The sequence below is a fragment of the Colwellia sp. BRX8-5 genome (assembly GCF_014077325.1).
Lineage (GTDB): Bacteria > Pseudomonadota > Gammaproteobacteria > Enterobacterales > Alteromonadaceae > Colwellia_A.
On the sequence record NZ_JACGVR010000005.1, the window covers coordinates 139,265 to 165,627 of the forward strand.

General features: G+C 38.2%; 19 protein-coding genes. 10 read left to right on the forward strand and 9 right to left on the reverse strand.

The genetic code is table 11. The annotated features are described in order from the left end of the window. Window positions 1-65: 65 nt before the first annotated feature. The 3 genes from H4J62_RS05485 to H4J62_RS05495 form a co-directional block, all read right to left on the reverse strand. Window positions 66-866, reverse strand: a complete 801-nt coding sequence (locus H4J62_RS05485) for an ABC transporter substrate-binding protein (RefSeq protein ID WP_182214305.1) — start codon at window positions 864-866, stop codon at window positions 66-68. A 163-nt stretch (window positions 867-1,029) separates the two neighbouring features. Further along, window positions 1,030-1,587, reverse strand: coding sequence for a class GN sortase (locus tag H4J62_RS05490; protein ID WP_182214307.1), 558 nt, complete (start codon window positions 1,585-1,587; stop codon window positions 1,030-1,032). Then, on the reverse strand, window positions 1,584-3,791 hold the full coding sequence (locus H4J62_RS05495) for a marine proteobacterial sortase target protein (protein ID WP_182214309.1): 2,208 nt from the start codon (window positions 3,789-3,791) through the stop codon (window positions 1,584-1,586). The genes H4J62_RS05490 and H4J62_RS05495 overlap by 4 nt, the downstream gene beginning before the upstream one ends. Before the next feature lie 319 nt (window positions 3,792-4,110). On the opposite strand from H4J62_RS05495, the gene H4J62_RS05500 reads away from it, so the two are divergent. Genes H4J62_RS05500 through H4J62_RS05515 form a run of 4 tightly spaced genes read left to right on the forward strand, consistent with a single transcriptional unit; the run spans window position 4,111 to window position 7,096 of the window. Continuing rightward, window positions 4,111-5,502 carry a COG3014 family protein gene (locus H4J62_RS05500; protein ID WP_220470062.1) on the forward strand — a complete coding sequence of 464 codons (1,392 nt, stop codon included), beginning with the start codon at window positions 4,111-4,113 and terminating at the stop codon, window positions 5,500-5,502. Between the two features lie 10 nt (window positions 5,503-5,512). After that, a complete protein-coding gene (locus H4J62_RS05505; protein ID WP_182203657.1) occupies window positions 5,513-5,950 on the forward strand; it encodes a YcfL family protein in 438 nt (145 codons plus the stop codon). Window positions 5,951-5,989: 39 nt separating this feature from the next. Next, entirely contained in the window at window positions 5,990-6,592 is a 603-nt protein-coding gene (gene lpoB / locus H4J62_RS05510; protein ID WP_070376678.1) for a penicillin-binding protein activator LpoB, read from the forward strand. A 30-nt stretch (window positions 6,593-6,622) separates the two neighbouring features. Beyond that, window positions 6,623-7,096: a glycine zipper 2TM domain-containing protein gene (locus tag H4J62_RS05515; RefSeq protein WP_182214311.1), complete on the forward strand. Its 474-nt coding sequence runs from the start codon at window positions 6,623-6,625 to the stop codon at window positions 7,094-7,096. Window positions 7,097-7,164: 68 nt separating this feature from the next. Here the strand turns inward: H4J62_RS05515 and H4J62_RS05520 are convergent, their stop codons facing one another. Both H4J62_RS05520 and H4J62_RS05525 read right to left on the reverse strand, forming a co-directional pair. Further along, a complete protein-coding gene (locus tag H4J62_RS05520; RefSeq protein ID WP_182214313.1) occupies window positions 7,165-7,350 on the reverse strand; it encodes a hypothetical protein in 186 nt (61 codons plus the stop codon). Between the two features lie 310 nt (window positions 7,351-7,660). Next, window positions 7,661-9,151 (reverse strand): M28 family peptidase, encoded by a 1,491-nt coding sequence (locus H4J62_RS05525; protein WP_182214315.1) that lies wholly within the window; start codon window positions 9,149-9,151, stop codon window positions 7,661-7,663. 465 nt (window positions 9,152-9,616) lie between these two features. On the opposite strand from H4J62_RS05525, the gene H4J62_RS05530 reads away from it, so the two are divergent. From H4J62_RS05530 to H4J62_RS20635, 4 genes are all read left to right on the forward strand, one after another. After that, window positions 9,617-12,778: a TonB-dependent receptor domain-containing protein gene (locus H4J62_RS05530; RefSeq protein ID WP_182214317.1), complete on the forward strand. Its 3,162-nt coding sequence runs from the start codon at window positions 9,617-9,619 to the stop codon at window positions 12,776-12,778. A 275-nt stretch (window positions 12,779-13,053) separates the two neighbouring features. Further along, the gene (locus H4J62_RS05535; protein ID WP_182214319.1) at window positions 13,054-13,575 is read left to right on the forward strand and encodes a shikimate kinase; all 522 of its coding nucleotides are present in this window, start codon (window positions 13,054-13,056) and stop codon (window positions 13,573-13,575) included. A 34-nt stretch (window positions 13,576-13,609) separates the two neighbouring features. After that, on the forward strand, window positions 13,610-14,920 hold the full coding sequence (gene sbcD / locus H4J62_RS05540; RefSeq protein WP_182214321.1) for an exonuclease subunit SbcD: 1,311 nt from the start codon (window positions 13,610-13,612) through the stop codon (window positions 14,918-14,920). After that, complete coding sequence (locus H4J62_RS20635; protein WP_182214323.1) at window positions 14,917-18,699, forward strand: AAA family ATPase; 3,783 nt, start codon at window positions 14,917-14,919, stop codon at window positions 18,697-18,699. The genes sbcD and H4J62_RS20635 overlap by 4 nt, the downstream gene beginning before the upstream one ends. 68 nt (window positions 18,700-18,767) lie before the next feature. On the opposite strand, the gene H4J62_RS05550 is transcribed toward H4J62_RS20635, so the two are convergent. The 4 genes from H4J62_RS05550 to gloB all read right to left on the reverse strand — a co-directional run bounded on the left by H4J62_RS05550 (window position 18,768) and on the right by gloB (window position 24,253). Further along, a complete protein-coding gene (locus tag H4J62_RS05550; protein WP_182214324.1) occupies window positions 18,768-19,568 on the reverse strand; it encodes a hypothetical protein in 801 nt (266 codons plus the stop codon). A gap of 167 nt (window positions 19,569-19,735) precedes the next feature. Then, window positions 19,736-21,400 carry an asparagine synthase B gene (asnB, locus tag H4J62_RS05555; RefSeq protein ID WP_182214326.1) on the reverse strand — a complete coding sequence of 555 codons (1,665 nt, stop codon included), beginning with the start codon at window positions 21,398-21,400 and terminating at the stop codon, window positions 19,736-19,738. A 211-nt stretch (window positions 21,401-21,611) separates the two neighbouring features. Next, on the reverse strand, window positions 21,612-23,330 hold the full coding sequence (locus H4J62_RS05560; RefSeq protein WP_182214328.1) for a LysM peptidoglycan-binding domain-containing protein: 1,719 nt from the start codon (window positions 23,328-23,330) through the stop codon (window positions 21,612-21,614). 92 nt (window positions 23,331-23,422) lie between these two features. Further along, complete coding sequence (gene gloB / locus H4J62_RS05565) at window positions 23,423-24,253, reverse strand: hydroxyacylglutathione hydrolase (RefSeq protein ID WP_310733526.1); 831 nt, start codon at window positions 24,251-24,253, stop codon at window positions 23,423-23,425. Window positions 24,254-24,324: 71 nt separating this feature from the next. On the opposite strand from gloB, the gene H4J62_RS05570 reads away from it, so the two are divergent. Continuing rightward, window positions 24,325-25,071 (forward strand): class I SAM-dependent methyltransferase, encoded by a 747-nt coding sequence (locus H4J62_RS05570; RefSeq protein ID WP_182214329.1) that lies wholly within the window; start codon window positions 24,325-24,327, stop codon window positions 25,069-25,071. 31 nt (window positions 25,072-25,102) lie between these two features. After that, complete coding sequence (locus H4J62_RS05575; protein WP_220465294.1) at window positions 25,103-25,864, forward strand: Nif3-like dinuclear metal center hexameric protein; 762 nt, start codon at window positions 25,103-25,105, stop codon at window positions 25,862-25,864. Window positions 25,865-26,363: the final 499 nt, after the last annotated feature.

Here is a 26,363-nt window from a genome sequence, read left to right on the forward strand (position 1 = left end):
TTAAACGTATACGAGAATAGTGTTAATAGCACACAGCTAACCACCAATTTTACTGGAATGTGTATTTAATTAATTAAACTCACCATGTTTTTTTGCCACTTCTTCCTGATAGTTAACAATACACCACGTTGCTCAAGTAGCATCATTGCATTAATAAGGTTATCTACAATGACTTGCTCTGTGTTTAAACTGCAAGCAAAATGAAAGTTTAGTGTTAACGCCTTGAACTGAAATACATTTTTATATTTTGTTGTTTCTCCCAAGTCTTTTACTCTATTTCTAAGTAAATCATCATTGAGAACAACTAAATCAATATGGCGACTAGATAGGTCTAATAATTTTAATAAGGCATCATAATTGTCAACCACATAAAGGTTTTGGTTTTCAATAAATTTTTTTGATAATAAAAAATGGTGGGTAACATCATCACGTATCACCGCAATGTTATATTTTTTAGCTTCTTCTATAGCAGAGATAGTTATCTGACTATTATTAAGGGAATAAAGAGAGATGGTACTTGAAGCAATATGTCCAACCCACTTAAACAAAGGCTCACGCTCTGGGATACGAGCAAGTGAATATATACAGGTGTTTTTTCCATGCTGTGCTCTTCTATAAGACAACGCCCATGGGTGAGCACTGATGGCGTATTCATACTGAGCTTGTGCTAACGTCGCTTCGACTATTTCTGTTGACAAGCCTTCTATTGCATTGGTCGTGACAATTTGAAAAGGAGCCAAATGTTCAGTAAGAATGCTGATCTTAGTTGCAGATACTTGGCCGCAGTAAAATACCAATAACAATACTAAGCCAAAAGCTAAATTTTTCTTTAGTCCTTTCATAAATTTTATAATTTCATTCATCATATTTTAAACTATAGCTTAGATAATCATTTTACCAACCCCCTCAGGCAATTAATGTTAACGGGATAAACTTTAAATAGCCGTCGGTACTTCTTGATAGATTTTATAAGGTTAAATACCGTAATAATAGGGTTATTGGCTTAATGACCCGTAACCACTTATCCCCTTAAAGTAACTTTGCGGTTATCACATACCTTTCATTGCTATTACTGCTCGAGTTATTAAAAGGGTAGCAAGTGATTAATATTAATGATGAGTCATCAGCTAGCAGGGGCATTTGACCTGTTGAAGCGTCAACAATGTTAATCGCTTCAACTTGATAAAGCTGGCTTTGACCATATCGGTCAGTTAATGAAATAATATCCTTCATATCTACCTCGTCTAAAAATGAAAAGTGGCTATCTCTATGGCCAGCAACCACAAAAGGTTGAGCACGGCTGACCTGGTTGAAAGGAGCAATAGCGCCGGCTGAAAAAGCGAGTGTGGTTGGGTCGCCGCCATTAAGTATCACCAGAGACTTTGCTAAGCGTTTAAATGAAAGCTCGGCAATAGGGTAGGTATCAGCCCATGGCCAAGGTTTTATTCTTTGCTGTAAAGCCAGTGTCTGATGCCAGCTATAATTAATTAATTGCTGAGATAACCAAGCTTTAGTAGGCAACCAACTGGCTTGTAAACACAGCAAGCTACCGATGATCAATAAGGATGTTTTAATTAATTTTTTCAAGGTTGACCACCCCTTAATTTAATACACTGATAACCCCGCAATATAATAGCCTCGCTCATAGTTACCAATAACAAGAGTGCCATGCCAAGCAGAAATTGTAATTTCCACCCTAATGCTGTTTTAGGCATAGCGACCATTAAACTTTCATGGGCTTGAAAAACGGTATTCTTAGCGAGTAATAATCCGTCTTTTTGCTGTTTCTCTAAGGCTATAAAACTGGTATAGGGCGATATGATTTGATGCTTGAGTGAGGTAGTAATAACCTGAAACTTCACCTTAGCTTTATCTGCTCCGCTGACTAAGCTATCGAGTAAGCTTTCTATTTTTCTACGCGCCCAAAGGGATGAAATACCGGTTGAAGATTGCTCGCTATCAATAATTAATTCTTGGTGCCAGGGCGCACTGACGGTATCACCTGTTAATTGCAAACTCGTGATAGGAAACTGAGATTTTATCGCTATTTGCAAGGGCTCGTCGAAATATAAATCAGGGATGCTTTTAGGATAAACCTCGAGGTGTTGATGAACTCGGCTGTCGATGATTAAGTCGATATTAGTGATTGCGGGTTGACTTATTTTAGTCATAAAGTCGCTCATCTTTTGTTGAACATCACTTTGGCTTTGAATAAAAACATAGCGACCCCTACCAAATTGAGCGGCTTTCTTCATAAAGTAACCATTGGGCGCAGCGCCTATGCCAACGGTGTATAAACGAAAATCACCTTGGGCATTTTCAAGCAGTTGCATAAGTTCAAATTCGTTAGCGACAGCTCCGTCGGTAATAAAAACTATTTGGCGAATAGCCTGCGCTGCTTGCACAGCACTTTTTTTCATCATCAAAGCGTTACTCAAGGGACGGTACATTTCAGTGCCACCATCGGCCATTAAGTGACTAATAAATTGTTGCGCTTTTTTAATATGATGACCTGCAGCCATTTTGGTGCCGGAAAAGAGTAATTCGGTAGTGTCATTGAAAGCGATAATATTAAAACTGTCTTTATCGTTAAGTTGTAATATAGCTAACGAGAGACTCGCTTTTGCTTGTTCCATAGCCGAACCTTGCATAGAACCTGAGGTATCAATGATAAAAATGATATCTCGTGCGATCACTTGTGCAAGGTCTGTCTTTGGCGGGAAAAAGGTCAGCAGCGTATAATATTCATCTGCTACTTGTTCAGTAAAACTGCTAATTTTAGCTTGCTCACTGGCTAATAATCGCCAGCTTAGAACGAAACTTTTATGAGCGACCATTTCGGCCTGATTTAAGGTAATAAAGTAAGCATTTTGATGGGAGTTTAACGCGCGCATCACTATTTTATGACTAGCACTACTAATCGCAGTAATCGCAATACCCGAATTTAAGGAAATATTAATAGATGATTGACTGCTGGCCATTGAAGGTAAGTGGCTAGGCGCTTTTGTGGTTGATGCTTGCAGCTGTGCAGGTAATTTATCTGCAGAGTACGCTATTCGTTGCTCTGTAAGCTCAGAAGCTTTTGCTACTTGTGGATTTTCAGATAATGGCTGGGATAATTTGGGTTGGTACCTTTGAGTCATTGCTAGTGGTAATCGTAGATCAAAATTACCCTGTGAAAAAGAGACTGGCATCATAAAAGTTAGCGTAACAATAACGCTTGCTTGTGGTGGAATATTAGCAATTTTATTGATAAACAAATTAGCTTGTTGTTGCTCGAGTAAGCTCGCTTTTCTTCCTTGGCTTTTCGCTTGTTGATATACAACCTTAGCGGTGTTTTTTGCCATTATCTCGCCAACTATCTCATTATCGCCAACCTTTATCATTAACCGTTTTATTGCAGCATCTTCAGGTAAGGGAAATTGATAGGTTCCTTCTAAAGCAATCGCATGAGGATTAACGAAGGTTTGTTTTATTTCTACATAAGCAATTAAACCATTAATCTCAACATTGGTCTGAATATCAAGGGGTAAATTGGCTTGCTTTGCTGGATTTGGGTGATCAAATAATAATTGTGGACCATAAATAAGCGTATTATTATTGGCTGTATTTTCAGTCAAAGCCATTTCACTACTTTGCGCATAACGCACTAAAGCCAAAGAAGACAATAGGATAAGAAACACTAGCAGTGATAACTTTAACCATTTATTTCGACGTTTTTTATTCTGTTGTCGGTAATAGTATGAGTCTTGGTAATCTATAAATTGTCGGTTTTTTCTAGAAGTAAACATCACTTGCTCTTTTGTGTAAGTAGTAGATGATATTAAAGCAAAGCATTGAGCGTTAGCGGGGGCGGTATTAGGGCAAAGTACTGACCAAATATGTCAATAATAGGGCAATCAAGCTTTGCTAACGGTTAACACTCTCAGAACATTACAAAATTCTTACAATTTACTCACAATTATTGTATTGCCTATTAGGCTGTTTCGTATTAATTTTACATCTAGCGAATCAAGCGCAGGCTTAGCTAGTAAAGTGTTATAATGTCTTCATCATTAAGGGTTACTTGAAAATTTTATGTGTAAACAGTTATTAATAAAATTTTGTCTTATGTTTTCAGTAGCGACGCTTGTTGGCTGTACATCTATAGGCATGAGTGATTTGTTTTTTGGTTACAGTCAACAGATGCAAGAATCTCGTTCAGCTCAGTTAAGAGGTGATTTCGTTGTTGCGACAACATCAGTTATCTCGGTTAATCGCCAGCATAATAATTATGCCTTGAGCCAACTAGAAAAAGCCCGTTTACAGTTTCTTTCTCATGATTGGCTGGCGAGTCAAAAAAGTTTTGAATTAGCCTACCAACAAGTTCAGGCTGAAGAGCAAGCAGCGAAAATACAAATAAGCAGTGGCTTGAAAAAAGTCAGTGCGGTGGTGACTAATGACAATGCTATTGGCTATGAAATACCTTCATACGAGCAAGGTATGTTGCATTCTTATCAAGCGCTAAATTATTTATATCAAGGCAGTTTAGAGGGCGCTTTGGTTGAAGTGCGCAGAGCTAATTTAGTGCAAGAACGTGCATTAAAAACTAATCAAGCTGAACTCTACAAAGCTGAAGAAGAAATGGCCGAAAAAGGCATCAACAGTAATAAATTATATGAGAACTTCCCATCAATGGATAACTTAATTGGTGATCTAAAAAACAGTTTTCAAAATGCTTATACTTTTTATCTTTCGGGTTTATTGTATGAAACAGCTAAAAAGTTTGATGATGCCTATATTGACTATAAGCGAGCACTAGAAATATATCCCAATAATACGTTTGTGCAACAAGATGTCTTGCGATTAGCTAATAAGCTAAATATGAATGAAGAACTTGCCCGCTTTGAGCAAAGGTTTGGTCGATATCAAGGGCAAAATAAAATAAACACAGGTCAAATAGTTGTTATTTTTGAACAAGGAATTGTTAGTGCAAAAGAAGAGGCAAGTTTAAATTTACCTATCTTTAATACTCGCTCAGATTTTAAATTTTTCACTTTTGCTTTACCTGTTTATCGAGGGCGCTTACCGGCATTAATACCTTTGAGTATCAGTATTGATGAAAAAAGTTACCTTTCGCAAGAAATTGTCAGGCTTCAGTCTTTAGCAAGCAAAGACTTAAAAGAAAAATTGCCGGGTTTGGTAACAAGACAAGCGATACGTTTAGTCGCCAAAGAGCAGATACGTCAGAATTTGAGCAAGTCGGGTGGTGATGTCGGTAATATTTTAGCCAGCCTTTATAATATTGCTTCAGAAAAAGCCGATACTCGCAGTTGGTCAAGTTTGCCCGATAATGTGCAAATAATGAGGTTGGATAATGTTGCGGTAGGTCAGAAAAAATTGACGATTTCATATGCAGGTAAAAAGCAGCTCGTTGACATTGACGTAGCAGAAAATAGAACGACGCTCATTAATTTTACCGCTCTGGGTAACTTTACCGGTTATCAAACTATAAATTTGTAAGGATAAAAATATGCATTATTTTATAAGAATTTCAGCTATTACCGTGTTCAGCTCAATATTTTTTCTGGGTTGCGCTGCGCCAATAACCTCGGGTATCGGTACCAGTGCGATGACACAAGGTGATGAGTTTTCGAAGCATTTAGAGGTCCATAACCCTAAATTAGCACAACAGCTAAAAATTATTGATGTAAAATCAAGAAAAACCAATGGTTTACTAGAAATAAATCTACAGCTTAACAGTACCTATAAAAAGTCATTGAAATTGCAATACCACTTTAACTGGTTTGATGCGCAAGGATTTGTGATTGAATCACGAAAAACACCCTGGAAGCCACTTGAATTACATGGTTTTCAGTCAACAAGCTTAAGTGGACTCGCACCGAATGAACAGGTTGCTTCGTTCACTGTTTACGTGAGAGAAATCCCAGAAAAAGCTTATAGATATTAAATATTAAAATTTATTACGTTATATATTAAGGAAGTACTTATGAAAAAATTAATGATTGCTACTACTGTTGGTTTAGCTATTACCCTTGTGGCGGGTTGTGCACAAAAGTCAGTTGTTCGCTACGGTGATGCGACAGCGGTTGAGACGACCGATATTAACTTTGGCTCTACTGACTTACAAAAAGTTGCTGGAGAAATGACTGACTCGCTATTATTGTCGCCAGTTGTAGGTACGTTAACGCAAAATAAACGTCCGATCATGTTCGTTGAGCGCCTAAAAAATAAAACCAGCGAACATATTGATACTGAATCAATTACTGATTCAATTTCCACAAAGTTACTACGTTCAGGCAAGTTTCGCTTTGTTGATATGGCGCGAGTAGAAGCGGCTCGTGAACAAATAAAATTTCAACAAGACAGTGGTATGGTTGACACCAATAAAGCTGTGCAATTTGGTAAGCAAGTTGGCGCTGAGTATATGCTTTATGGGAACTTATCAAGTATTGTAAAATCTAACAAAGACAAGTCTGATGTCTATTATAAATTTACACTACGTTTAATGGATTTAGAAAGTGGCTTAGTTGAATGGGCTGACGAAACTGAAATTCGCAAAACTAAAGTTAAAGCATCAGTGGGTTGGTAAGAGCTGATATTAAATATTTAGGGGGAGATCATGAAAACAAAGCTATTTTCTTGTTTGTGCCTATTAACGATTTTATTAAGTCCAATAGTGAATGCGCAATATGACAGAAACAAAGCCGTACCTGTCGAAAAAGTTCTCTTTGGAAAAGTACAATCGGTTAGAAATATTACTGAAGTAGAACTTATCGAAGATAAAGACAAAGGCTGGAAAGTTTTTGGTGGTGCGCTTATTGGTGGTGCGGTTGGCAATCAATTTGGTAGTGGTAGTGGCCGAGATGTTGCTACTGTCCTTGGTGCTTTATTAGGCGGTTCTATGGCCAATAATAAAAACCCACAATACCACCGTAAGACGCTTCATTTAGTTGAATTAATGATAAAAACTGACCAGGGTAAGGAGTTTATGGTCATACAATACTTAGACTCAAGAATGATTTTTCAACGTAATGACGCTATCCGCCTCATTTATTTGGAAAATGGCTCAGTACGGCTTGATAAACAAATGTAAATATTCAAATAAATATATCAGGCTTGATATAAAGTGAGTTGGTGTTAGCACCTACTCATTTTTTTTGTTTAAATAATAACGACTTCTATGTCATTATCCCTATCTTGTTCAAGATATAACTGTGCTAGGTCAGCACTGCCGAATGATTTTTTGATTTTTTGATAAGCAATGAATTTTTGTCTTGCGAGTTTGGGGTCTTTACTTTTAAGCAGAAATAACCAAGTTTTTACCAGAGCAGTTGGCATTCTCTTCATATTATTACTCCATTAATAACATTTTGATGGAGTATAGATAATATTAATAAAAAAACGACCTTTATTTTAAAAAAGGCGCTTAAAGCACGCTAGAGTAGATAAAGAAGTTTTAGCTTGTAGTAAAGTACTTGGCCGCTCATCAAGTTAATAACTAAATAGATGAGTATTTATCCCCTTCCTTAATAAGAGACAATATCATCGATATAGCCGCTTTCTACTGTCGTAGAATGAGTTTTTTCCTCTATCAACAAAAAACCGCTAGATATTGCTATCGAGCGGCGAAAAGTATTTAAAACAAGTTGACGAGCTTTTAGTGTTGAATACCACGTTTGTTTTCTTGCCAGCTTTGTTGTAAACCAAAGGTTTTCATCGCTTGTTCAAGGTTATATTTTTCAACCATTTTTACCACTTGCTCTGAGGTTTGACGTTGCCAAGGGATCTGGTCAAGGTTAGCAATACCTAAAATAGTTGCCCCCATAATAGCGGCGTTCAATTTTAATTGTTGTTGGTCTACTTTTTCAAAGGTGTCTGATTGAGCATGATAATTAGATGCATAGTTAGCGTCTGCTTGGTTAGCCACAAGGTTTGCGATACCTTGCATCATAAAGTCATAATTGTCAGTGCCAACAACCGGATCGATTATTTGGCTAAATGAACCCAATTCTGCGTCGGGATGCAAAACACTGTCGATGGTTGCTCTAATTTCTTCACGACCATTAATAAAAAAACCAGTAATAGCACCAGTGCCAATGTCTATGGTTGCGGCTAAAACATGATTATCTAACTCGTCTCTATGTGTTTGAGTGTACCCCCAAGAACCGTACATACCTTGTTCTTCGCCGTTAAAGAGTACAAAGCGAATAGTACGCTTAGGTGTTATAGCAAGCTTAGTGATTTGGCGTGCAAGATCTATCACTAGACTAACATTAGCGCCATTATCAAGAGCGCCAGTACCCAAATCAAAAGAATCAATATGAGCACCAATTAAGACAATCTCATCGGGATAGGTGTCACCTTTTATTTCAGCAACAACATTATTAGCTTGATAAGGCTTTTCACCTAATATATTTATTTTCGCTGTTAATTTTAGTGATTCACCTGAGTTCAGTAAGCGTTGAGTGCGTAGGGCACTTTCCCTTTCCATAACAACAATGGCTAATTTATTATCAACCCCTGAGCTAGGTAAGTGGCGGTACAAGAGATTTTTTGGCCGAGAAGACATATAAATAATACCTGTGGCTTTGACCGCTAACGCTTGTTCTTCGATGATGACCGCATTGTTATACTCTTGAAAAAGGCCTGAAATGCCGCGTTCATCATCCAAAATATCGGTCTCAATAAGTAACCATTTATCTGCTAAGTAATGGTCAATATTCATTTTTTCAAAATCTGCCACGCTACCTTTATTCAGATTGACGATTTTAGCGCTCAGGCCTCGATAATGGGTTTTTTTAGTAAAAGGCATAGCAACAATACGAGGTGAAAAATTTATTTGGCTATTAAATACTTTAGCGCTAATCGTTTTCTCAGACCAAGCTCTTGGCATAGTAAAACTTTCTTTTTTAGCGGTAACACCCGCTTCATGAAATTTTTTCAGCGCCCAGTTAACCGATTTTTTATTTGCCTGAGTACCTGTTAAGCGAGCGCCTATTTCATCCGTTAGTTGCTTCAAGTCTGAAATAACTGGGGTGGGCGCCTTTAATGTGGCAATTAAGTTCTCAATGTCGCTATTAAAAATAGAGGTCGCGTAAGCACAATTGATTAAAAAAGCTGGCATAAGCAGCAAAGGAATAATTTTCATTATATTATTTTCTTTTATTGTTTTAACTATACATAACGCTTGGGGAATAATCAGTCAAGTTTGTTTTCAATAAAATATGAACAGGAGAAAAAATAAAAAGTTAACATCTTAAAGTAACTAGATAGAGATCAGTTAGATATAAGAATTTCTTTAATGATTTATTAAAACTTTACCCGTGAATTTTTAATATAAATCAGTGGTGAAGCTATCAATTAAATTACAACTCATTTTTAGAGTGACTTTATTTATCAATGTGTTGCTAAAAGTTTACAGAAAAAGTAAACCTTTTAAATTTGTTTACTATTTTTGGTATGAATTCTATACGTTTAGGCTAATGTTAGTTTGTTCAGTTTAACTTAAGTTACGTTTAGTTAAGGATATTACGAAGTTGTACTTGAGTGATCAGTGTTAAGGAATTAGCTGAATAATTATAAAAATAAATATAATTAACTAAAGGATAATATTATGACAAAAGCATCCCCAATAGCGAAAGCTATCAAATACGCACTGCTTGCTGGTGTATCTACTTCAATGTTATCAATGCCTGTTTTTGCTGAAGAAGTTGGCGCAGAAAAAGAAGTTGAACGAATTTCCGTTACGGGTTCACGCTTAAAAAAAGCAGAATTTTCAAATGCTTCACCTATCCATGTCATCACGGCTGAAGATGCAATGAAAGCTGGCGTTAGAACAGTCGCTGATTTATTACAAAATACATCAATGGCAAATGGTCAACAATTTGATGGTTCATATAACTCTAACTCTGGTGGCTCTAATGCATCAGAGGCACCGCCAAGTGGTGGTGTCGGTTCATCTAATGTTGGTTTACGTGGTTTAGGCCCAGAGCGAACTCTTATTCTTATTAATGGTCGACGATTGGGCTCATCAGGTGTGCGAGGTGCTCCATCACAACCTGATTTAAGTTTGATCCCGGTTAATATGGTGCAGCGTATTGAAGTGATCACCGAAGGAGCTTCATCTATCTACGGCGCCGATGCTGTTGCGGGTGTTATTAATATTATTCTCAAAGAAAGTTTTGATGGTTTTGAAGTTTCAGCAAATATTTCTGATACGCAACACGGTGGGGGCGCTACAAAAGATTTCTCATTTATTACTGGTTTTGAAGGTAAAAAATCAAAATTCACCCTCTCTGCATCTTATTATGAGCGCGATCGCATCGCCGTAAAAGACCGTACCGATTGTATTCGTAAAATATTTGAAGACGACAACGGCAAAAGAACCTCGGTGTGCTCAAGCCGCTTTTGGGATAATTCTATCTTAGATATTACCGGTTACAATGCTGATGATCCAAACGCGCCAGTGATGACCTATCCGCATCCATCAGGTATTGGTTTTTTTACCACCCCTGGCTCATCTGATGTTGGTATTCCGGGTTTTAGTTCGGCTTTTGGTTTACCCATTCCAAATGATCCTAACATTGATATTACCAGTTCAGATCAATTTAACCGCCGTATATACTCACCGGCACATTCTGATGCTGTTGACCGTATGGAAGCCGATTTAATTCAACCAGTAACTCGTTTTACTCTGGCGGTAAATGGTAGCTACTCACCTGATTTTTTTGGTGGTGATGAAGAAATATTTTACGAAGGTTATTATTTCCATCGTAACCTAACCAGCTTAGCTTCTACTGAACAAATTTATCCAACAATAGCTGCTAATATCCCCCATGAAGATGCTAATGGTAATTTAGTCACTAACCCCGATGGCTCATTAAATTTAGTTGATAACCCACTAAACCCATTTCCAGATTATGATGTTTCTCACATCATGACTTTAGAAGACTTACCACAAAAACGAGAGGTTGAATTAAATCACTTCCGCTTTGTTACTGGTTTACGTGGTGACTTTACCAGTGACTGGCTATCTAATAAGGGCTGGAGTTATGAGGTGTTTGTTTCATACGACCGCGGTGTTGGTGATCAAACTCAACCCGTAATGAATGAAACTAACCTAGCATTAAGTTTAGGGACATTGCGTCTAGACAATGCCGGTAACCCTATTTGTGGAATTAATGCCCCAGCTGGTATTGGTTTTATTACTGCCAATGAATGTGTTCCTGTCGACTTTTTTGCAGAATCTATCTTTAATGGCGGCAGCTACGGTGGCGGTACATTCGCTACACAAGCAGAAAAAGACTTTTTAATCGGTACGCGTATTAATACAACAACTGTTCAGCAATCAATGCTCTCAGGTTTTGTTACCGGTGACGTCTTTGACTTTGAAAAAGGTGCGGCTGCAACCGTTGCCATGGGACTTGAGTACAGAAAAGATCGCATAGATTCTGCGGGTGATATGCTAGGTTCAACAGGGTTAGTCGCGGCAGAGAATCCTTTAACAGAAGGAGCAACCGTTGGCTCTCGTGATGTGAGTGATGTTTTTGCGGAGATATCATTACCGATTGCGGTCGATCAAAACTGGGCAAATTTATTTGAAGTTGAAGCGGCACTTCGTTATACCGATGAGTCTAACTTTGGCAGTGAATTAACCAATCGTGCACGTGTTACCTACAAGCCTTCTGAAACTTTACTATTTAGCACCTCGTATGGTACCTCTTTTCGAGCACCAAATTTACGAGAGCAATTTCTTGCTAACCAATTTGGAGGTGTAAGTGGTAGTGCTGATCCTTGTATGGTCTCTGAATCTTTAACGACAAATAGCCAATATGATCCCTCTAAAGAAAATCGCTCACAAACAATTTTAGATAACTGTAGTGCTCAAGGTGCTGACTTTACTCAAATTGGTTTGAGTGGCGTACCCAGTATCCCAACCTCTTCAAGCGGTAATGCTAAAGACCTAAAACCTGAAACATCAGAAAATATTACGGCAACATTTAAGTGGACACCGGTGTTTGAAGGGGATTACGAGTTTAACTTTGGGGTTACTTACTTCAGCTTAGTGGTTGAAGATACTATTCGAACAATTAGTGCGGCGACTATTTTAAAGCGTTGTTTTGATTCTCCTAATATGGAAAGCTCATTTTGCCCTCGTATTTCAAGAAACAGTGGTAATGCACCCGTGATTAATTTTCCAAATTTAATTGATACCTCGTTTATTAATATTGGTGAAGAGACCTCGAAAGGTGTTGATGTTAATACACGGTTCGTGACTAACTTTGATAATGTAAGAATGACATGGGACAACCAATATACCTTACAAACTGAACGAGAAGTCACTATATTCAAAGGCGAATCATCTGAGGACTTGTTAGAAGATTTTGGTACGCCAGAGCATCGTTTAGTGTCAACCTTGAATTTTTCAATGGATGAATGGAACTGGATGATCATGGCAAATTATATGTCGGGTACTCAATCAGCTGATGATGTCAGAGATACGGCTAAATGTGATGTCTTTATTAAAAATGAAGACTTAGTTGGTAAGCCGCAAACGGTACCTGTTTGTTCTGCCGATAGTGCGGTTTATGTTAATACATCAGTCACTTATACCGGTGATGACTTTTTAGTGACAGCAGGTATGAAAAATGTCTTTGATAAAGCGCCAGAGTTAGTGGATTTAACTGCTGGCTCGAACCGTGGCAACATGGTGACTTCATCGGGATATGATTTATATGGACGTAGCTTTTTCTTAAATGCTTCGTATCGCTTTTAGTCATTTAAGTAGTCATATTTAAGCAAGTCGATAAAGGGCGATACGAGAGTACCGCTCTTTTTATTCAGGCACTTGTTTGCTACGAATCAAGTTAAGCAGATAACCTTTGTTATTGCCTAAGCCTATAATCTTAAGCTTTATTCGCATTTAAATCATGGCTAGTTGTTAGTAAGGATAAACGCTATCAACTTGTTTTTTTTGCATTAAAACGCTAATTTTTTATCATCGGTTCAGGTACACTACCTTTGATAATAATATGACAAAAGGTGAGCTACTTGCAAAAAATCCTTATTTTTGGCAATGCTGCAGCAGGTAAGTCGACTTTAGCTAAAAAAATAGCGGCAAAACAAGGCTTAGCACATTTAGATCTTGATACGCTCGCCTGGCTGGCAACATCTCCACCGCAAAGAAAATGCCTGTCAGATTCAGCCATTGCAATTGACACATTTACTCAACAACATGAAAATTGGGTAATAGAAGGATGCTACAGTGACTTACTAGAGCTACTGATTAATAATAATGCAGTAGACCATGACAACGTTAACAAGAAAGCGTTTGCTAACGAAATTATCTACTTAGATATAACGATTAATACATGCATTACCCATGCTGAAAATCGTCCGTGGGAAGCGCATAAATATCCATCAAAGCAAGCTCAGGATGATAATTTAGCCATGCTAATCGATTGGATAAAGGCTTATGATACACGCACCGATACTTTTTCAAAGCTAGCTCACCAGCAACTTTATACTCGCTTTGTCGGTAAGAAAAAAACCATAAAAACCCATGAAAAATAACTCACACCTAGGTTTAAAACCTTAAGATAACTTTATGAAATTTCGTATTCTCCATACTTCTGACTGGCATCTAGGCCAAAATTTTTACGGTAAAAGTCGTGCTGCAGAGCATCAAAATTTTTTAAATTGGTTACTCACACAAGTTAGTGAACATGACATTGATGCAGTGATTGTTGCGGGTGATATTTTTGATACCGGGACGCCACCTAGCTATGCCCGAGAAATGTATTTTGATTTTATTGTTAATATGCATGAAAAAAACTGCCAATTAATCATTCTGGCCGGTAACCATGACTCTGTTGCCATGCTTGGTGAGTCGAAGCAGTTATTGTCACATCTATCATGTCAGGTGATCACCAGTGTTAGCGATAAGATAAATCAGCAAGTCATTACGCTTAACAATAAACAAGGTCAACCAGGGGCGATATTGTGTGCTATTCCTTTTATCCGCCCGCGCGATATTATTAGCAGCAGTGCGGGGCAATCTGTTAAAGATAAACAACAGTCATTGCAGCAAGCGATTAGTGAACACTATCAAACACTATTTACCCAAGCAGAAGTTATTTCTTCAGTAAATGATGAAAAAAAATTACCGGTTATTGCCACTGGGCATCTAACCACCGTTGGTGTGACCAGTAGTGAGTCGGTGCGCGATATTTATATTGGCACCTTGGAAGCTTTCCCTGCCAATGCTTTTCCGCAAGCCGATTACATAGCGCTTGGCCATATCCATCGCAGTCAACGGGTTGCTAAATCTGAGCATATTCGTTATTGCGGATCGCCAATAGCCTTAAGCTTTGATGAAGCAAGTCAAACTAAAAAAGTCTTAATCGCAGAATTTGAACAAGCAAAACTGAGTCAGGTTATTGAACAAGATATTCCCTGTTTTCAACCTTTATTGATGGTAAAAAGTAAATTAGAACAGCTCAGTGATGATATCAATAAGCTGGTTAGCGAGCTCAATAGTTCGAAGACCTCATTAGAGAAAGAACAAAAAATTTGGCTTGATATTGAGATTAACAGTGCTGAATATTTACAAGATTTAACCCCTCGCATTGAAGCGCTTGTCAAAGAACTACCGGTAGAGGTCTTGTTGGTGCGACGCAGTAAAACATCTAGGCAGTCGATGCCAGAAAGCCAAAAGAAAATTACCTTAAATGAATTATCTTTAGCCGAGGTGTTCTCAACGCGATTACAGCAAGAAAATTGGCAAACAGATACAGAGATAAGCCAAAAAGATCGACTTGAAAAAATGTTTGCGCAAACGCTAGAGCAAGTGCAACAGCAAAATACCACAGGCGAAAAACACAGTGAAAAATCTCAAGTTGCAGGTGAAATTAAGTGAGAATATTAAGTTTACGATTTGAAAATATCAACTCACTTAAAGGTGCGTGGAAAATTGATTTTAGCCAAGCACCTTTTGACAATAGTGGCTTGTTCGCCATTACAGGACCAACAGGCGCTGGAAAAACCACCATATTAGATGCTATTTGCTTGGCGCTTTACCATCAAACACCCCGTCTAAATATTTCAGATAAGCAAAACCAATTAATGACCCGCCATACGGCGAGTTGTTTAGCTGAAGTTGAATTTGAAGTAAAAGGTAAAGCTTATCGAGCTTTTTGGAGTCAACGACGCGCTAAAAATAGTGTTGAAGGGAATTTACAGAAACCGATTGCGGAACTTGCCGAGATTTCAATGTCGACAGCACAGAATGATCAAATAATAGCAACAAAAGTCTCGCAAGTGCGCAATGAAATAGCCAGTTTAACCGGTTTAGATTTTTCTCGTTTTACCAAATCTATGATGCTTTCACAGGGACAGTTTGCCGCTTTTTTAAATGCCCCCAGCAACGAACGAGCTGAACTTTTAGAAGAGTTAACCGGTACTGAAATTTATGGGCAGGTTTCACAGCAAGTCTATCTGAACCATAAAAATGCCAGTAACGACTTAAAAATATTACAAGCACAGAGTCAAGGTACCGTTATATTATCGGCAGAAGAATTAACCTCGTTGACTCAACAACTTGCAACGCTTGGTGATGATGAACAACGAGTGGCCACTGAACATGATTTGTGGCAAAAAGCACATCTTTGGCAACAAAAGTCGCTTGAAAACCATAACAGTATTAATGTGGTTAACAACCAACTTGAGTGTGTAGCACAAAAAGAGCGCGACGCCGAAGATGACTTACGCTTATTGGCTTTAGCTAAGCCGGCTGAGAAATTGCGACCTGTTTTCGAGCAATATCAGCAAAAAATACAATTACAAAAATCATTAGTGGTCAGTAACAATGAACTTTTAATTAGTTGTAAAAATATCGAACAGCAAACAACTATCGCTCAGCAAGCCTATGAAGCCTTAACGAAAGAGCAGGGCATTCAATATTTAGCCGATCAACGCATTGAAAATCTGATCATTGAAGAAGTGATCCCCCTGGATAACAAAATCTTTCATTGGGTTAAACAAAAAGAAGAATCAGCCAATAAATTAGTTGAGTTAGCTAGTGCTCAACAATTATCAAAAAATAATTGTGACAAGTTAGCTAACGAGCAAGAACAACATCAAGTACAGTTTATTAAAAATGAAGGCTTTATTAGCAATAATCAGATATTGAAACTTTTGCCCGAGAAGCTGCCATTATGGCAAAGTCAGTATCAATATTTATCGCTCACTGAAGATGAAGTGCAGCAAATCCTGAGTGACCAAAAAAGCTTACATTTACAACGTCAACAATTAAATGTTCAACAAGAAACCCAGCAAAATTTGATCAATAAACAGCAAAGTGTGCAAGATGGTCTTATTGAGCGATTTGAACAATATCAACAAGAAATAACCGACGTCCTAGCGCAAGTGTCGATGAATGACCGATCAGCTTTACAAAACAAGATACAACAACGACAGGGGCAAATTGCTGAGCAAATAACTGCCCTTGAAAGCGCTCGTCGCTTTAACTTTTTATCAAACGAAGTCGCTAATGCTAGTGCCGATAACGCAGAAAAAAAACAGCAATATCAACGCGTTTCTGAACAAGTACTTGAATTAAGAAACCAATATCGACAAGTGCAGATAAGGCGTGATGATGTCATGCTTATTGTCGATCAACAAAAAACTATTTTATCGTTAAATGAACATCGTAAAAATCTTCAGCCCGAGCAAGCGTGTCCATTATGTGGTTCAAATGAGCATCCGGCTATTGACGAATATTCATCATTAGCCGAGGGGGAATCGTCTGAGTACCAGCAAAGGTTTGATCAGTTAACGCAACAATTAAAACAATTAGAGCAGCAAGGCAAGGCTCAAGCAGAAATACAAGCTCAGCTTAAGGCGGAACTTGGCGTTGCCGATAAACAACAAGAAGAAAAATTAACAGAGCAACAAGTTTTATTCAGTCAATGGCACTCAAAAGCACAGCCACTCGATCTAGATTGTCCAATAGCAGATTTGGCCTTTATTGAGTCTTTTATTGGCGAGCGAGAAAATAAGCTAGAAAATTTTGTTAACACAAACGTTAGGCTTCAAAAGGCTGAACAACATTTACAGCAGTGCCAGCAGCAATTAGTCGCTGCTGAAAAAGATAAATCAACGCTTGAAAACCAAGCTTTACTGCTGATAAATAATCAAGAAAATGTCCAAATAAGTTTGCAACAATTAACGGTTCTTCTCACACAAAAGCAAAAAATTAAGGCCGAAGGGCTTACTGCTTTTAAAGCCGATATTACCGCCATCGCCAAGCAGGTAAATACCGAGCAAAGTAGCGTATCATTTGCAGCGTTGTTTAACGAAAACACTGAAACGCTAACCAGTAATGAAATTTTTTCTACTTGGTTTACTGAAATAAGCGAACAAGTAAAACACTATCAACTGACGTTGCAACAACAAGAACAGTTCTTGCAGGTCATTACAGGGTTAAAGCAACAGTTGGCTGTTGCACAAATACACCACAATGGCCTCAATGACGACCACGCGCAAGTTAGTCAAACTCACGGGCAAGTGATTAGTGAACTTAAACAAGCTCAACAGCAACGCTTTACTCTTTTTGAAGAAAAAACCATTAGCCAAGTCAGAGCGGATATCACCACTAAGCGTAATGCGGTAGCTGATGAGCTTGATAAATTACAACAAACTTTTCAGCAATGCATGCAAACGCACCAACACCAACAAGGTCTTTTAAAAAGCGCTGAACAGCAATTAACACAGCTTAATGAAGAAGTTGAATTATTGACTTCAGCGTGGCAAAACGCCTTATCTAAAAGTGATTTTTCGCAAGAAGTTGATTTTATCAATGCGTTATTACCCCCTGATAAACAAGATGTGTTTCAGCAAGTGTCAGACAGTATTACCCTTGAAAAACAGCGTTCACAAACACTACTTGAACAATATCAGCAACAACTTCAACAATTGACTTTTGAGCAAGCTGCGATTCAACAAGCAGGTGTTACTGATTTTAGCACCTTGGCGATCACGGAAAAATTGGCAGCATGTAAAGAGCAATTGAAACAAGCGCAGATACAACTAGGACAATTAGGGCAAACATTAAAACAAGACGACATTCAACGCCAACAACAACAAGGTTTACTTGAAAAAATAACGGCTTTACAAAAAGATGTCGATGATTTAGCCCATTTAAATGGCTTAATTGGTTCGGCAGATGGCGCGAAATTTAGAAAGTTTGCTCAAGGATTAACGCTCGCTCATCTCGTTTATTTAGCGAATCAACAGCTCGAGCGCTTACATGCTCGTTATCAACTTAAGTGCCAACAATCGGAGGCATTAACCCTTGAAGTCCTTGATACATGGCAAGCAGATAGCGTACGGGACACCAAAACACTTTCTGGCGGTGAGAGTTTTTTAGTGAGTTTGGCGTTGGCGTTAGCTTTGTCTGATTTGGTCAGCGCCAAAACCAGTATCGACTCTCTTTTTCTTGATGAAGGTTTTGGCACACTTGATAACGATACACTCGAAGTGGCACTTGATGCGTTAGACAGTTTAAATGCTAGTGGCAAAATGATTGGTGTCATAAGTCATGTAGATACGCTTAAAGAACGTATTCCTGTGCAAATAAAAGTTAAAAAATGCAGTGGCTTAGGTGTAAGCGAGCTAGAGAGTCAGTTTAGATTTTAGTCGACAAGGGGTAGGTAAGAGTAGGTTATTAAATAGTCATTAACCTACTCTTGCTTATTTTTACGGTGCTAAGAACCTTCAACGAAAGGAGGTGCTGTTCTCGCAGGTATGTTGCTTAGTGCTTCTAAACTTTCAACTTTTAATAATAATTTTTTATTCTGCTCACTGAGTTGAGTAACACGGCTCGCCAGGGCTATTTGCTGTTTATCACGACGTTGAGAGTTTGACTCTATAGCGGATAACTCCAGCGATAAATTTTTAATATTTTCAGTCAACTTTTCTTTTAGCGCGTCTATTGAGAACTCAGTAGCTACTTGCTTATTATTGACCTCGTTTACTGTGGCGTTTGTTGCCACAAGTGTTTTACCTTGAGTTACCGATAAGTCAGTCAATAATTTATTGTCTTTTTGTAAAGTCTTAATTTCAGATTGGTTTCTTCGCCAAGCAGAAGCCCAGAGCTTGTCCATTTCTTCCCACAGTTTATCACTGGTCTTGCCGAGTGTTTCTATGCGTACTTTCATCTCTACTGCAGATTCACCCATTTCTTCGCCTGTAGCGGAAAGTTGGTGCTCTAAGTCGGCAATACGTTGCTCTGCTGAAGCTATAATGGCATTTGTTTTAATATTTTCTTGATAAAGCCAATAGCCAGCACCCGCAATAAATAAATAGATAAAAATAATAGCCGCTTTAGCTATTTTTATTGGTGGTGAACTAGGTGTTTTTTGTGGCTTTACTATTTTAGGCTGAGGTGATGTATTATCAACCGAATTAGCTGAAGCGGGAGAATAAGTTCGAGTATTTTTGAATGCCTCGACCTGATCTTTATCAGGCGTGATACTCGGCATGTTATGGTCGATTTGCTTGGTCAAAATATTTTCCTGTTAGTACTATTTATATCATTTTTATCTTATTGGTTATTCTACACAATTATAATTCTATGTATTCAAATTAATATCATTATTTTAATGAGATAAAAAATTGAAAAAAAAACCAATAAGTCAGACTTATCGGTTTTATAATATTTTAAGGATAAATGCTAGTAACTATCGTTATGAACACTCATTACCGCTCGACCTGAAGGGTCAGCATTATTTCGAAAACTTTCATCCCATGCTAATGCTTCTTCAGTACTACAGGCAACAGATTTACCACCAATAACACAGTCGGCTGCTGAGGAAAGTGGAAACTTATCCTCAAAAACAGTACGATAAAAGTAGGCTTCTTTACTGTCTGGTGTATTCACTGGAAATTTAAAGTTAGCCGTTGCAAGTTGCTGATCGGTCACTTGAGACTCAACATGCGCTTTTAAGCCGTCAATCCAAGAATAACCAACGCCATCAGAAAACTGCTCTTTTTGACGCCACAAGATCTCTTTAGGCAAATAACCTTCAAACGACTCACGTAAAATCGCTTTTTCCATTTTTCCATTGCCACACATTTTATCTTCTGGGTTGATGCGCATGGCAACATCCATAAAGTTTTTATCTAAAAATGGCACTCGGGCTTCAATACCCCAAGCTGACATAGATTTATTGGCACGTAAGCAATCAAACTTATGTAATCTGTCTAACTTACGGTTAAGTTCTTCATGAAACTCTTGTGCGTTAGGCGCCTTATGGAAATATAAGTAACCACCAAAAATTTCATCAGCGCCTTCACCTGAAAGTACCATTTTTATACCCATGGCTTTAATTTTACGCGCCATTAAGTACATAGGGGTAGAAGCTCGAATAGTGGTGACGTCATAAGTCTCTAAGTGATAGATAACTTCTTGTAAGGCATCTATACCTTCTTGCTCAGTAAACACCACACTGTGATGAATAGTGCCTATGCTGTCTGCTACTGTTTTCGCGGCAATTAAATCTGGTGAGCCTTCAAGACCACAAGCAAAGGAGTGAACCTTTGGCCACCAAGCTTCAGCTAAGTCATTATCTTCAATACGGCGAGCGGCAAATTTTTGCGTTATAGCCGATATTAGCGATGAATCTAAACCACCCGATAATAAAACACCATAAGGTACATCAGTCATTAAATGACTTTTAACCGACTCTTCTAGCGCTTCACGAATTTTTGTTTTACTGGTGGTATTATCTTTAATCGCAGAATATTGTTGCCAGTTACGTTTATAATACTTTTGTAACTTGCCAACACGACTGTCAAGAATATGGCCAGGAGGAAACTCACTCACTGTTTTACAAATAGGCATCAATGCTTTCATTTCAGAGGCAACATAAAAGTTACCGTCTTCATCATAGCCAGTGTAAAGTGGGATAATACCGATATGATCGCGTGCTATAAGGTAAGAGTTATCAGTTTCGTTGTATAAACAAAAAGCAAACATGCCTTGAAGTTTATCAATAAATTCGACGCCAAATTCTTTATATAGTGGCAGAATAATTTCACAATCTGAGCCAGTTTGAAATTGGTAATCTACCGTTAAGTTTGCTGCTAGGGCTTTATGGTTATAAATTTCACCATTTACAGCGAGAATGTTTGTTTTGTCTTCGTTATATAATGGTTGAGCACCATGCTCAGTATCAACAATTGATAAACGTTCATGCACTAAAATAGCATGTTCGCTGCTGTAAATACCGGACCAATCAGGACCACGGTGACGTAATAAACGAGAATATTCTAGGGCTTTCGGACGAAGTGCGTCTGCACCTGTTTTTATATCTAATATACCAAAGATCGAACACATTGAAGCGCTACTCCTTTAAATTATTAACAAATTGTGAGGTACGTATAAAATTAATCGTTTATACGATAGGGCCACTGTGACAGCTATAAAAATATTATCAAGTGCTATTTTGCTGAATAACTTATATATGGTTATAAAGAGCCATTTTTAATGTAAAAAAACGCTAAAGACTGCAGTCAATAGCGTTTTATTAACCATCAAATGTTATTGATTAAATATTGTTAGTCACATCAACCGACAATTTTATCATTTGACCAGGTTGTAAATATTTTTTGCGATTTAAACTGTTCCAGCGTTCAATATCACTAATTGAGACCCTAAATTTATTGGCAATACGTGCGAAAGAATCACCACGTCTTACCTTGTAGGTGATATTTCGCATGATTGCCTGCTCTGGCGGCTGGTAAGACGTTGTGCTGGCTAAATTGTCTTCAACCACAGCGCTTTTCTGCCAAATAACCAGTTTCTGGCCAAGTTTTAAAACATCGCGTGGCGCCATACCGTTCCATTTTGCAATACTTCGGCTACTGACCTTATAGGTTTGTCCTATATCCCATAAAGTATCGCCTGCTACGACAAGGTGTGTTGTTTTTTCTCCACTTCGTTGACGGTTTTTAGTTGTCGCCGTCCGTTGCTTTTGAGAAAAGACATAACTGTCGAGCGACTGCGTCGCTACAGGAATTAATAAATGTTTGCCCGCACGAATTTGTGTGCCTCTAATATTATTAACCTGTTTAATTAACTTGATATCAGTATTAAATTTATGGGCAATTTCACCTAAGTTATCACCTTCTTTAATTTTATAACGTTGCCATGCTAAACGATCTTCTTGGGGAAGTTCAGCAAGCTTCTTCACAAAATTAGCGACTTTATGGTTTGGTATCAATAAACTGTGAGGGCCATCAGGGTCAGTTGCCCAACGATTAAATCCAGGGTTTAAGCGCTGTAATTCAGCTAAAGATAAATCAGCTAACTTAGCCGCTTTTGCTAAATCTAACTGCGATCCTATATCAATATTGGTGATCTGACTCTTGTTTTCAATTTCGTAAAGTTTAATATTGAAATCTTCAGGACGTTTTATTACATCGGCCAACGCAAGTAATTTTGGTACGTAAGCTCTAGTTTCTCTGGGTAAATCTAAAGACCAAAAATCTGTTGGTAAATTCTTACGAGCATTTTTTTTCATTGCCCGTTTTACGCGACCTTCACCAGAATTATACGCAGCGAGTGCTAATAACCAGTCACCATCAAAAAATTTGTTTAAATATTTTAAATATTGAATCGCACCTTGTGTTGATGCAATGACATCACGGCGTCCGTCATACCACCAGTTCTGCTTCATATTGAATCGCTTGCCGGTTCCTGGAACAAATTGCCACATACCTGAAGCACGTCCATGAGAGTATGCAAAGGGATCAAAAGCACTTTCAACTATAGGTAAAAGCGCTATTTCTAGCGGCATATCATTTTTTTCAAGTTCTTGCACAATATAAAAAATAAAGGGCTCAGCACGTTTTGCTACGCGGTCAAGATATTCAGGATGTTTTACAAACCAATTGCGTTGCTGCGTAAGGCGTTTATCTTCTGGAATTTCAAAGGTAAATTTAGTGCGAATACGTTGCCAGATATCATCGGATACATAAATATCATCAACAATTTCTGGGTCAGTTAAGGTAAATTCTACATCCGCAACCGGATGAATAATGTCAATGTTTTCATCGGCTAATATCGCCTGATTAATTTCAGCAGTGCTAGCGATCATCCGTTGGTCAATATCTGTTGCTTGAGCGCCATCACTATTTTGCACTGACGTCGCTTGACAACCCATTAGCATGACCGAGAAAGCAACAGAAAATGATAGCGGTAGAGCTTTTGCAAGAGTATATTTTTTAGCAGGTGATTTGTTTGATGTTTTTAAGATAAATTTCATGTAGGCACTATATTATTTTACTTAAGGTTAGTTTCACTTATTTAGCCTGCTTATTCAAGCGTGGCTAATACATTAGTCAAAGTGTTCTCGGCTTAGAATTCATTCTTCCACTGCCTAATAACGGTGAAAGTTGCTAAGGTATTTATTGAGTTTTTACCACTATAATCAACAGCGCTTTCGATGATTTCTTGTTGTTGGCAACGTAAAAACGGATTGATTTTTTTCTCAAGTAAAATAGAACTAGGGATGGTGGGAATATTTTTTGCTCGTCGTTCTACTACTTGATTGTAATAGTGAACGAGTTCAGCGTTATTTGGCTCAACCGCTAAAGCAAACTTTAAATTGGCTAAAGTGTATTCGTGCGCGCAGTAAACATGTGTTCGATCGGGTAAGTCGGTTAAACGGGTTAAAGCGCTCAACATCTGTTTTGGTGACCCTTCAAATATCCGCCCACAGCCGCCTGAGAATAAAGTATCACCACAAAAAACAGCATCACCAGTGTAATAACCTATATGATCTAAGGTGTGCCCAGCGAGATCAATGACTTCAAAAGAAGTTTCAAGCGCAGGAATTTCGATTATTTGCTTAGCGACTACCCGAACATCAACATTGGTTATCTTTTCATTTTCAGGCGCGTAAACAGTAAGTGGCCAGTTCTTATTTTTACAGTAGCTCTTTAACTCAGCAACACCACCGGTATGATCAGCATGATGATGGGTGATTAAAATAGCGCATAGCTGTAAATTATTTTCCTCTAAATAAGTAATGCAAGGTTTAGCATCTCCGGGATCGACCAGAGCAACGGGTTTTAGCGTTTTATTATCGGTAACGTTTACTTCATGAGAGGTTATTGCCCAAAAATAATTGTCGGTAAAAGCGGGGATTGCCGTAATCAAAATTGGCTTTAGTGTTTGACTTTGCACGTTAAATCGTCCTCAATGAAGGTAGAGTAAGTAGTATACCCGTAAACGAACTAAAAAGGCGTATCTAACTGATGAAACCTGCTTTGGGCTATCGACAACCCCATTACCCAAAATCTTGGCAAGCTTTACCAAACGGCGAGGTCATTGTTAAAGAAATTGAACAAGTGTTAGCGCCGTGGTGGCCAAAATTTTTTGGTTATCATCTATTAAAAATTGGTGCACTCAGTGGTCATATTGACAGCTCAAGCTGTACAATTAAACATCAAATAAATTTAGTCGAGCGAAAACAAACCGGCGATATTATTGCTGATGTAGATGATTTACCCTTTTTAGAACATAGCATTGATGTTTGTTTACTTAGTCACGCCTTAGAATTTTCACTTGACCCTCACCATGTAGTGCGAGAAGCAAACCGAGTATTGATCCCTAATGGTTACTTAGTTATTACTGGTTTTAACCCTTTTAGTTTAGCGGGACTTAATAAATTTATTCCTTATCGTAAACATAACACTCCGTGGAACGAACGTTTTTTTTCGGCAATGCGAGTGAAAGATTGGCTACACTTAATGGGCTATGAAATATTAGTTGATGAAAAAGTTATTTATTCTTCTTTATCGGGACGGTTAAGCCAAGGTAAAATTGTTCAACTTTGGCAAAAAATCGCGAGTGACTTCTTACCTAATTTAGGGTCTATCTATGTCTTAGTGGCCAAAAAACGTGTTCACCCGTTAACGCCTATTAAGCCTAAATGGGCGATAAGGCCGAAGTTTAAACAGGTAGAAGTGCCTAGTATGAATTCATCACATAAAATTAACTAACTTTTAAGTTCCTAACAAAGAGAATACAGTAATGATCCATCGTAACGATTTAGAGCAGCACCTAAATGCCTTGCTAAAGCCTGAACAAATTAAAGACTTTTGTCCTAATGGTTTACAAGTTCAGGGCAGTGATCAAATCCATAAAATTGTCACGGGCGTAACCGCAACACAAGCGTTAATTGCCAGAGCTATTGATGAAAAAGCAGATGCTTTAGTGGTACACCATGGTTTTTTTTGGAAAAATGAATCTTATGTTATTCGTGGCATGAAATATCAACGAATTAAGGCGCTGCTTGATCACAATATAAGTTTATTTGCCTACCATTTGCCGCTTGATATTCATCCGGTATTAGGAAATAACGCTCAGCTTGCTCAATTATTTGAAATAAATAATGTCCAACCTCTAGAAGTTGGCAATCCTTTAAGTGTCGCTGTACGTGGTGAGTTCTCACATCATATTTCAGGTGATGAACTGAGTACACGTATCTCCCAGCAACTATCGAGAAATTGCTTGCATATTACACCACCGTCTAATAAAAAAATAAAAACAGTTGCTTGGTGCAGTGGTGGCGGACAAAATTATATCGAGCTTGCTGCAGAGCAGGGCATTGACGCATTTATTAGTGGCGAAATTTCAGAGCAAACGACCCATGTTGCAACAGAAATGGATATTCATTTTTTTGCTGCTGGCCATCATGCAACCGAGCGTTATGGCGCTAAAGCGTTGGCAAAACATCTTGAAAAAGAATTATCAATACCGACAGTTTTTATTGATATTGATAACCCTGCTTAGAGAATATACCCAGCCGTAATGATTAAACCCTACGTCATCCAGAATGCACCCCATTCGACATATGAACCCCCGAACGTCATATGACTCTCCATCCGTCATATGACCCCCCTTCCGTCATCCTGAATTTATTTCAGTATCAGTATGGCGGCGGAGAATACAAAGACCAGATACTGAAACGAGTTCAGCATGACGGGCGAAGAACATAAAGCCCAGATACTGAATGCACCTCAAGCGTCATATGAGCCCCCATCCGTCATCCTGAATTTATTTCAGGATCTCGTATTTCATGGCACAAAGAGCAGATACAGAAACCGTCATGCTGAATTTATTTCAGTATTATTATGACGGCGGAGAATACAAAGACCAGATACTGAATGGGCCCCATTCGTCATATGAGCCCCTTCCGTCATCCTGAATTTATTTCAGCATCTCGTATTTCATGGCACAAAGAGCAGATACAGAAACCGTCATGCTGAATTTATTTCAGTATCAGTATGAC

Bases quoted from the DNA above. Each gene is read 5' to 3' on its own strand.
- lpoB (WP_070376678.1), top strand. From the start codon at position 5,990: ATGAAAAAATTAATGATTGCTACTACTGTTGGTTTAGCTATTACCCTT.
- H4J62_RS05505 (WP_182203657.1), top strand. From the start codon at position 5,513: ATGCATTATTTTATAAGAATTTCAGCTATTACCGTGTTCAGCTCAATA.
- H4J62_RS05530 (WP_182214317.1), top strand. From the start codon at position 9,617: ATGACAAAAGCATCCCCAATAGCGAAAGCTATCAAATACGCACTGCTT.
- H4J62_RS05525 (WP_182214315.1), bottom strand. From the start codon at position 9,151: ATGAAAATTATTCCTTTGCTGCTTATGCCAGCTTTTTTAATCAATTGT.
- asnB (WP_182214326.1), bottom strand. From the start codon at position 21,400: ATGTGTTCGATCTTTGGTATATTAGATATAAAAACAGGTGCAGACGCA.
- sbcD (WP_182214321.1), top strand. From the start codon at position 13,610: ATGAAATTTCGTATTCTCCATACTTCTGACTGGCATCTAGGCCAAAAT.
- H4J62_RS05500 (WP_220470062.1), top strand. From the start codon at position 4,111: ATGTTTTCAGTAGCGACGCTTGTTGGCTGTACATCTATAGGCATGAGT.
- H4J62_RS05560 (WP_182214328.1), bottom strand. From the start codon at position 23,330: ATGAAATTTATCTTAAAAACATCAAACAAATCACCTGCTAAAAAATAT.
- H4J62_RS05495 (WP_182214309.1), bottom strand. From the start codon at position 3,791: ATGTTTACTTCTAGAAAAAACCGACAATTTATAGATTACCAAGACTCA.
- H4J62_RS05515 (WP_182214311.1), top strand. From the start codon at position 6,623: ATGAAAACAAAGCTATTTTCTTGTTTGTGCCTATTAACGATTTTATTA.
- H4J62_RS05575 (WP_220465294.1), top strand. From the start codon at position 25,103: ATGATCCATCGTAACGATTTAGAGCAGCACCTAAATGCCTTGCTAAAG.
- H4J62_RS05485 (WP_182214305.1), bottom strand. From the start codon at position 866: ATGATGAATGAAATTATAAAATTTATGAAAGGACTAAAGAAAAATTTA.
- H4J62_RS05570 (WP_182214329.1), top strand. From the start codon at position 24,325: ATGAAACCTGCTTTGGGCTATCGACAACCCCATTACCCAAAATCTTGG.
- H4J62_RS05520 (WP_182214313.1), bottom strand. From the start codon at position 7,350: ATGAAGAGAATGCCAACTGCTCTGGTAAAAACTTGGTTATTTCTGCTT.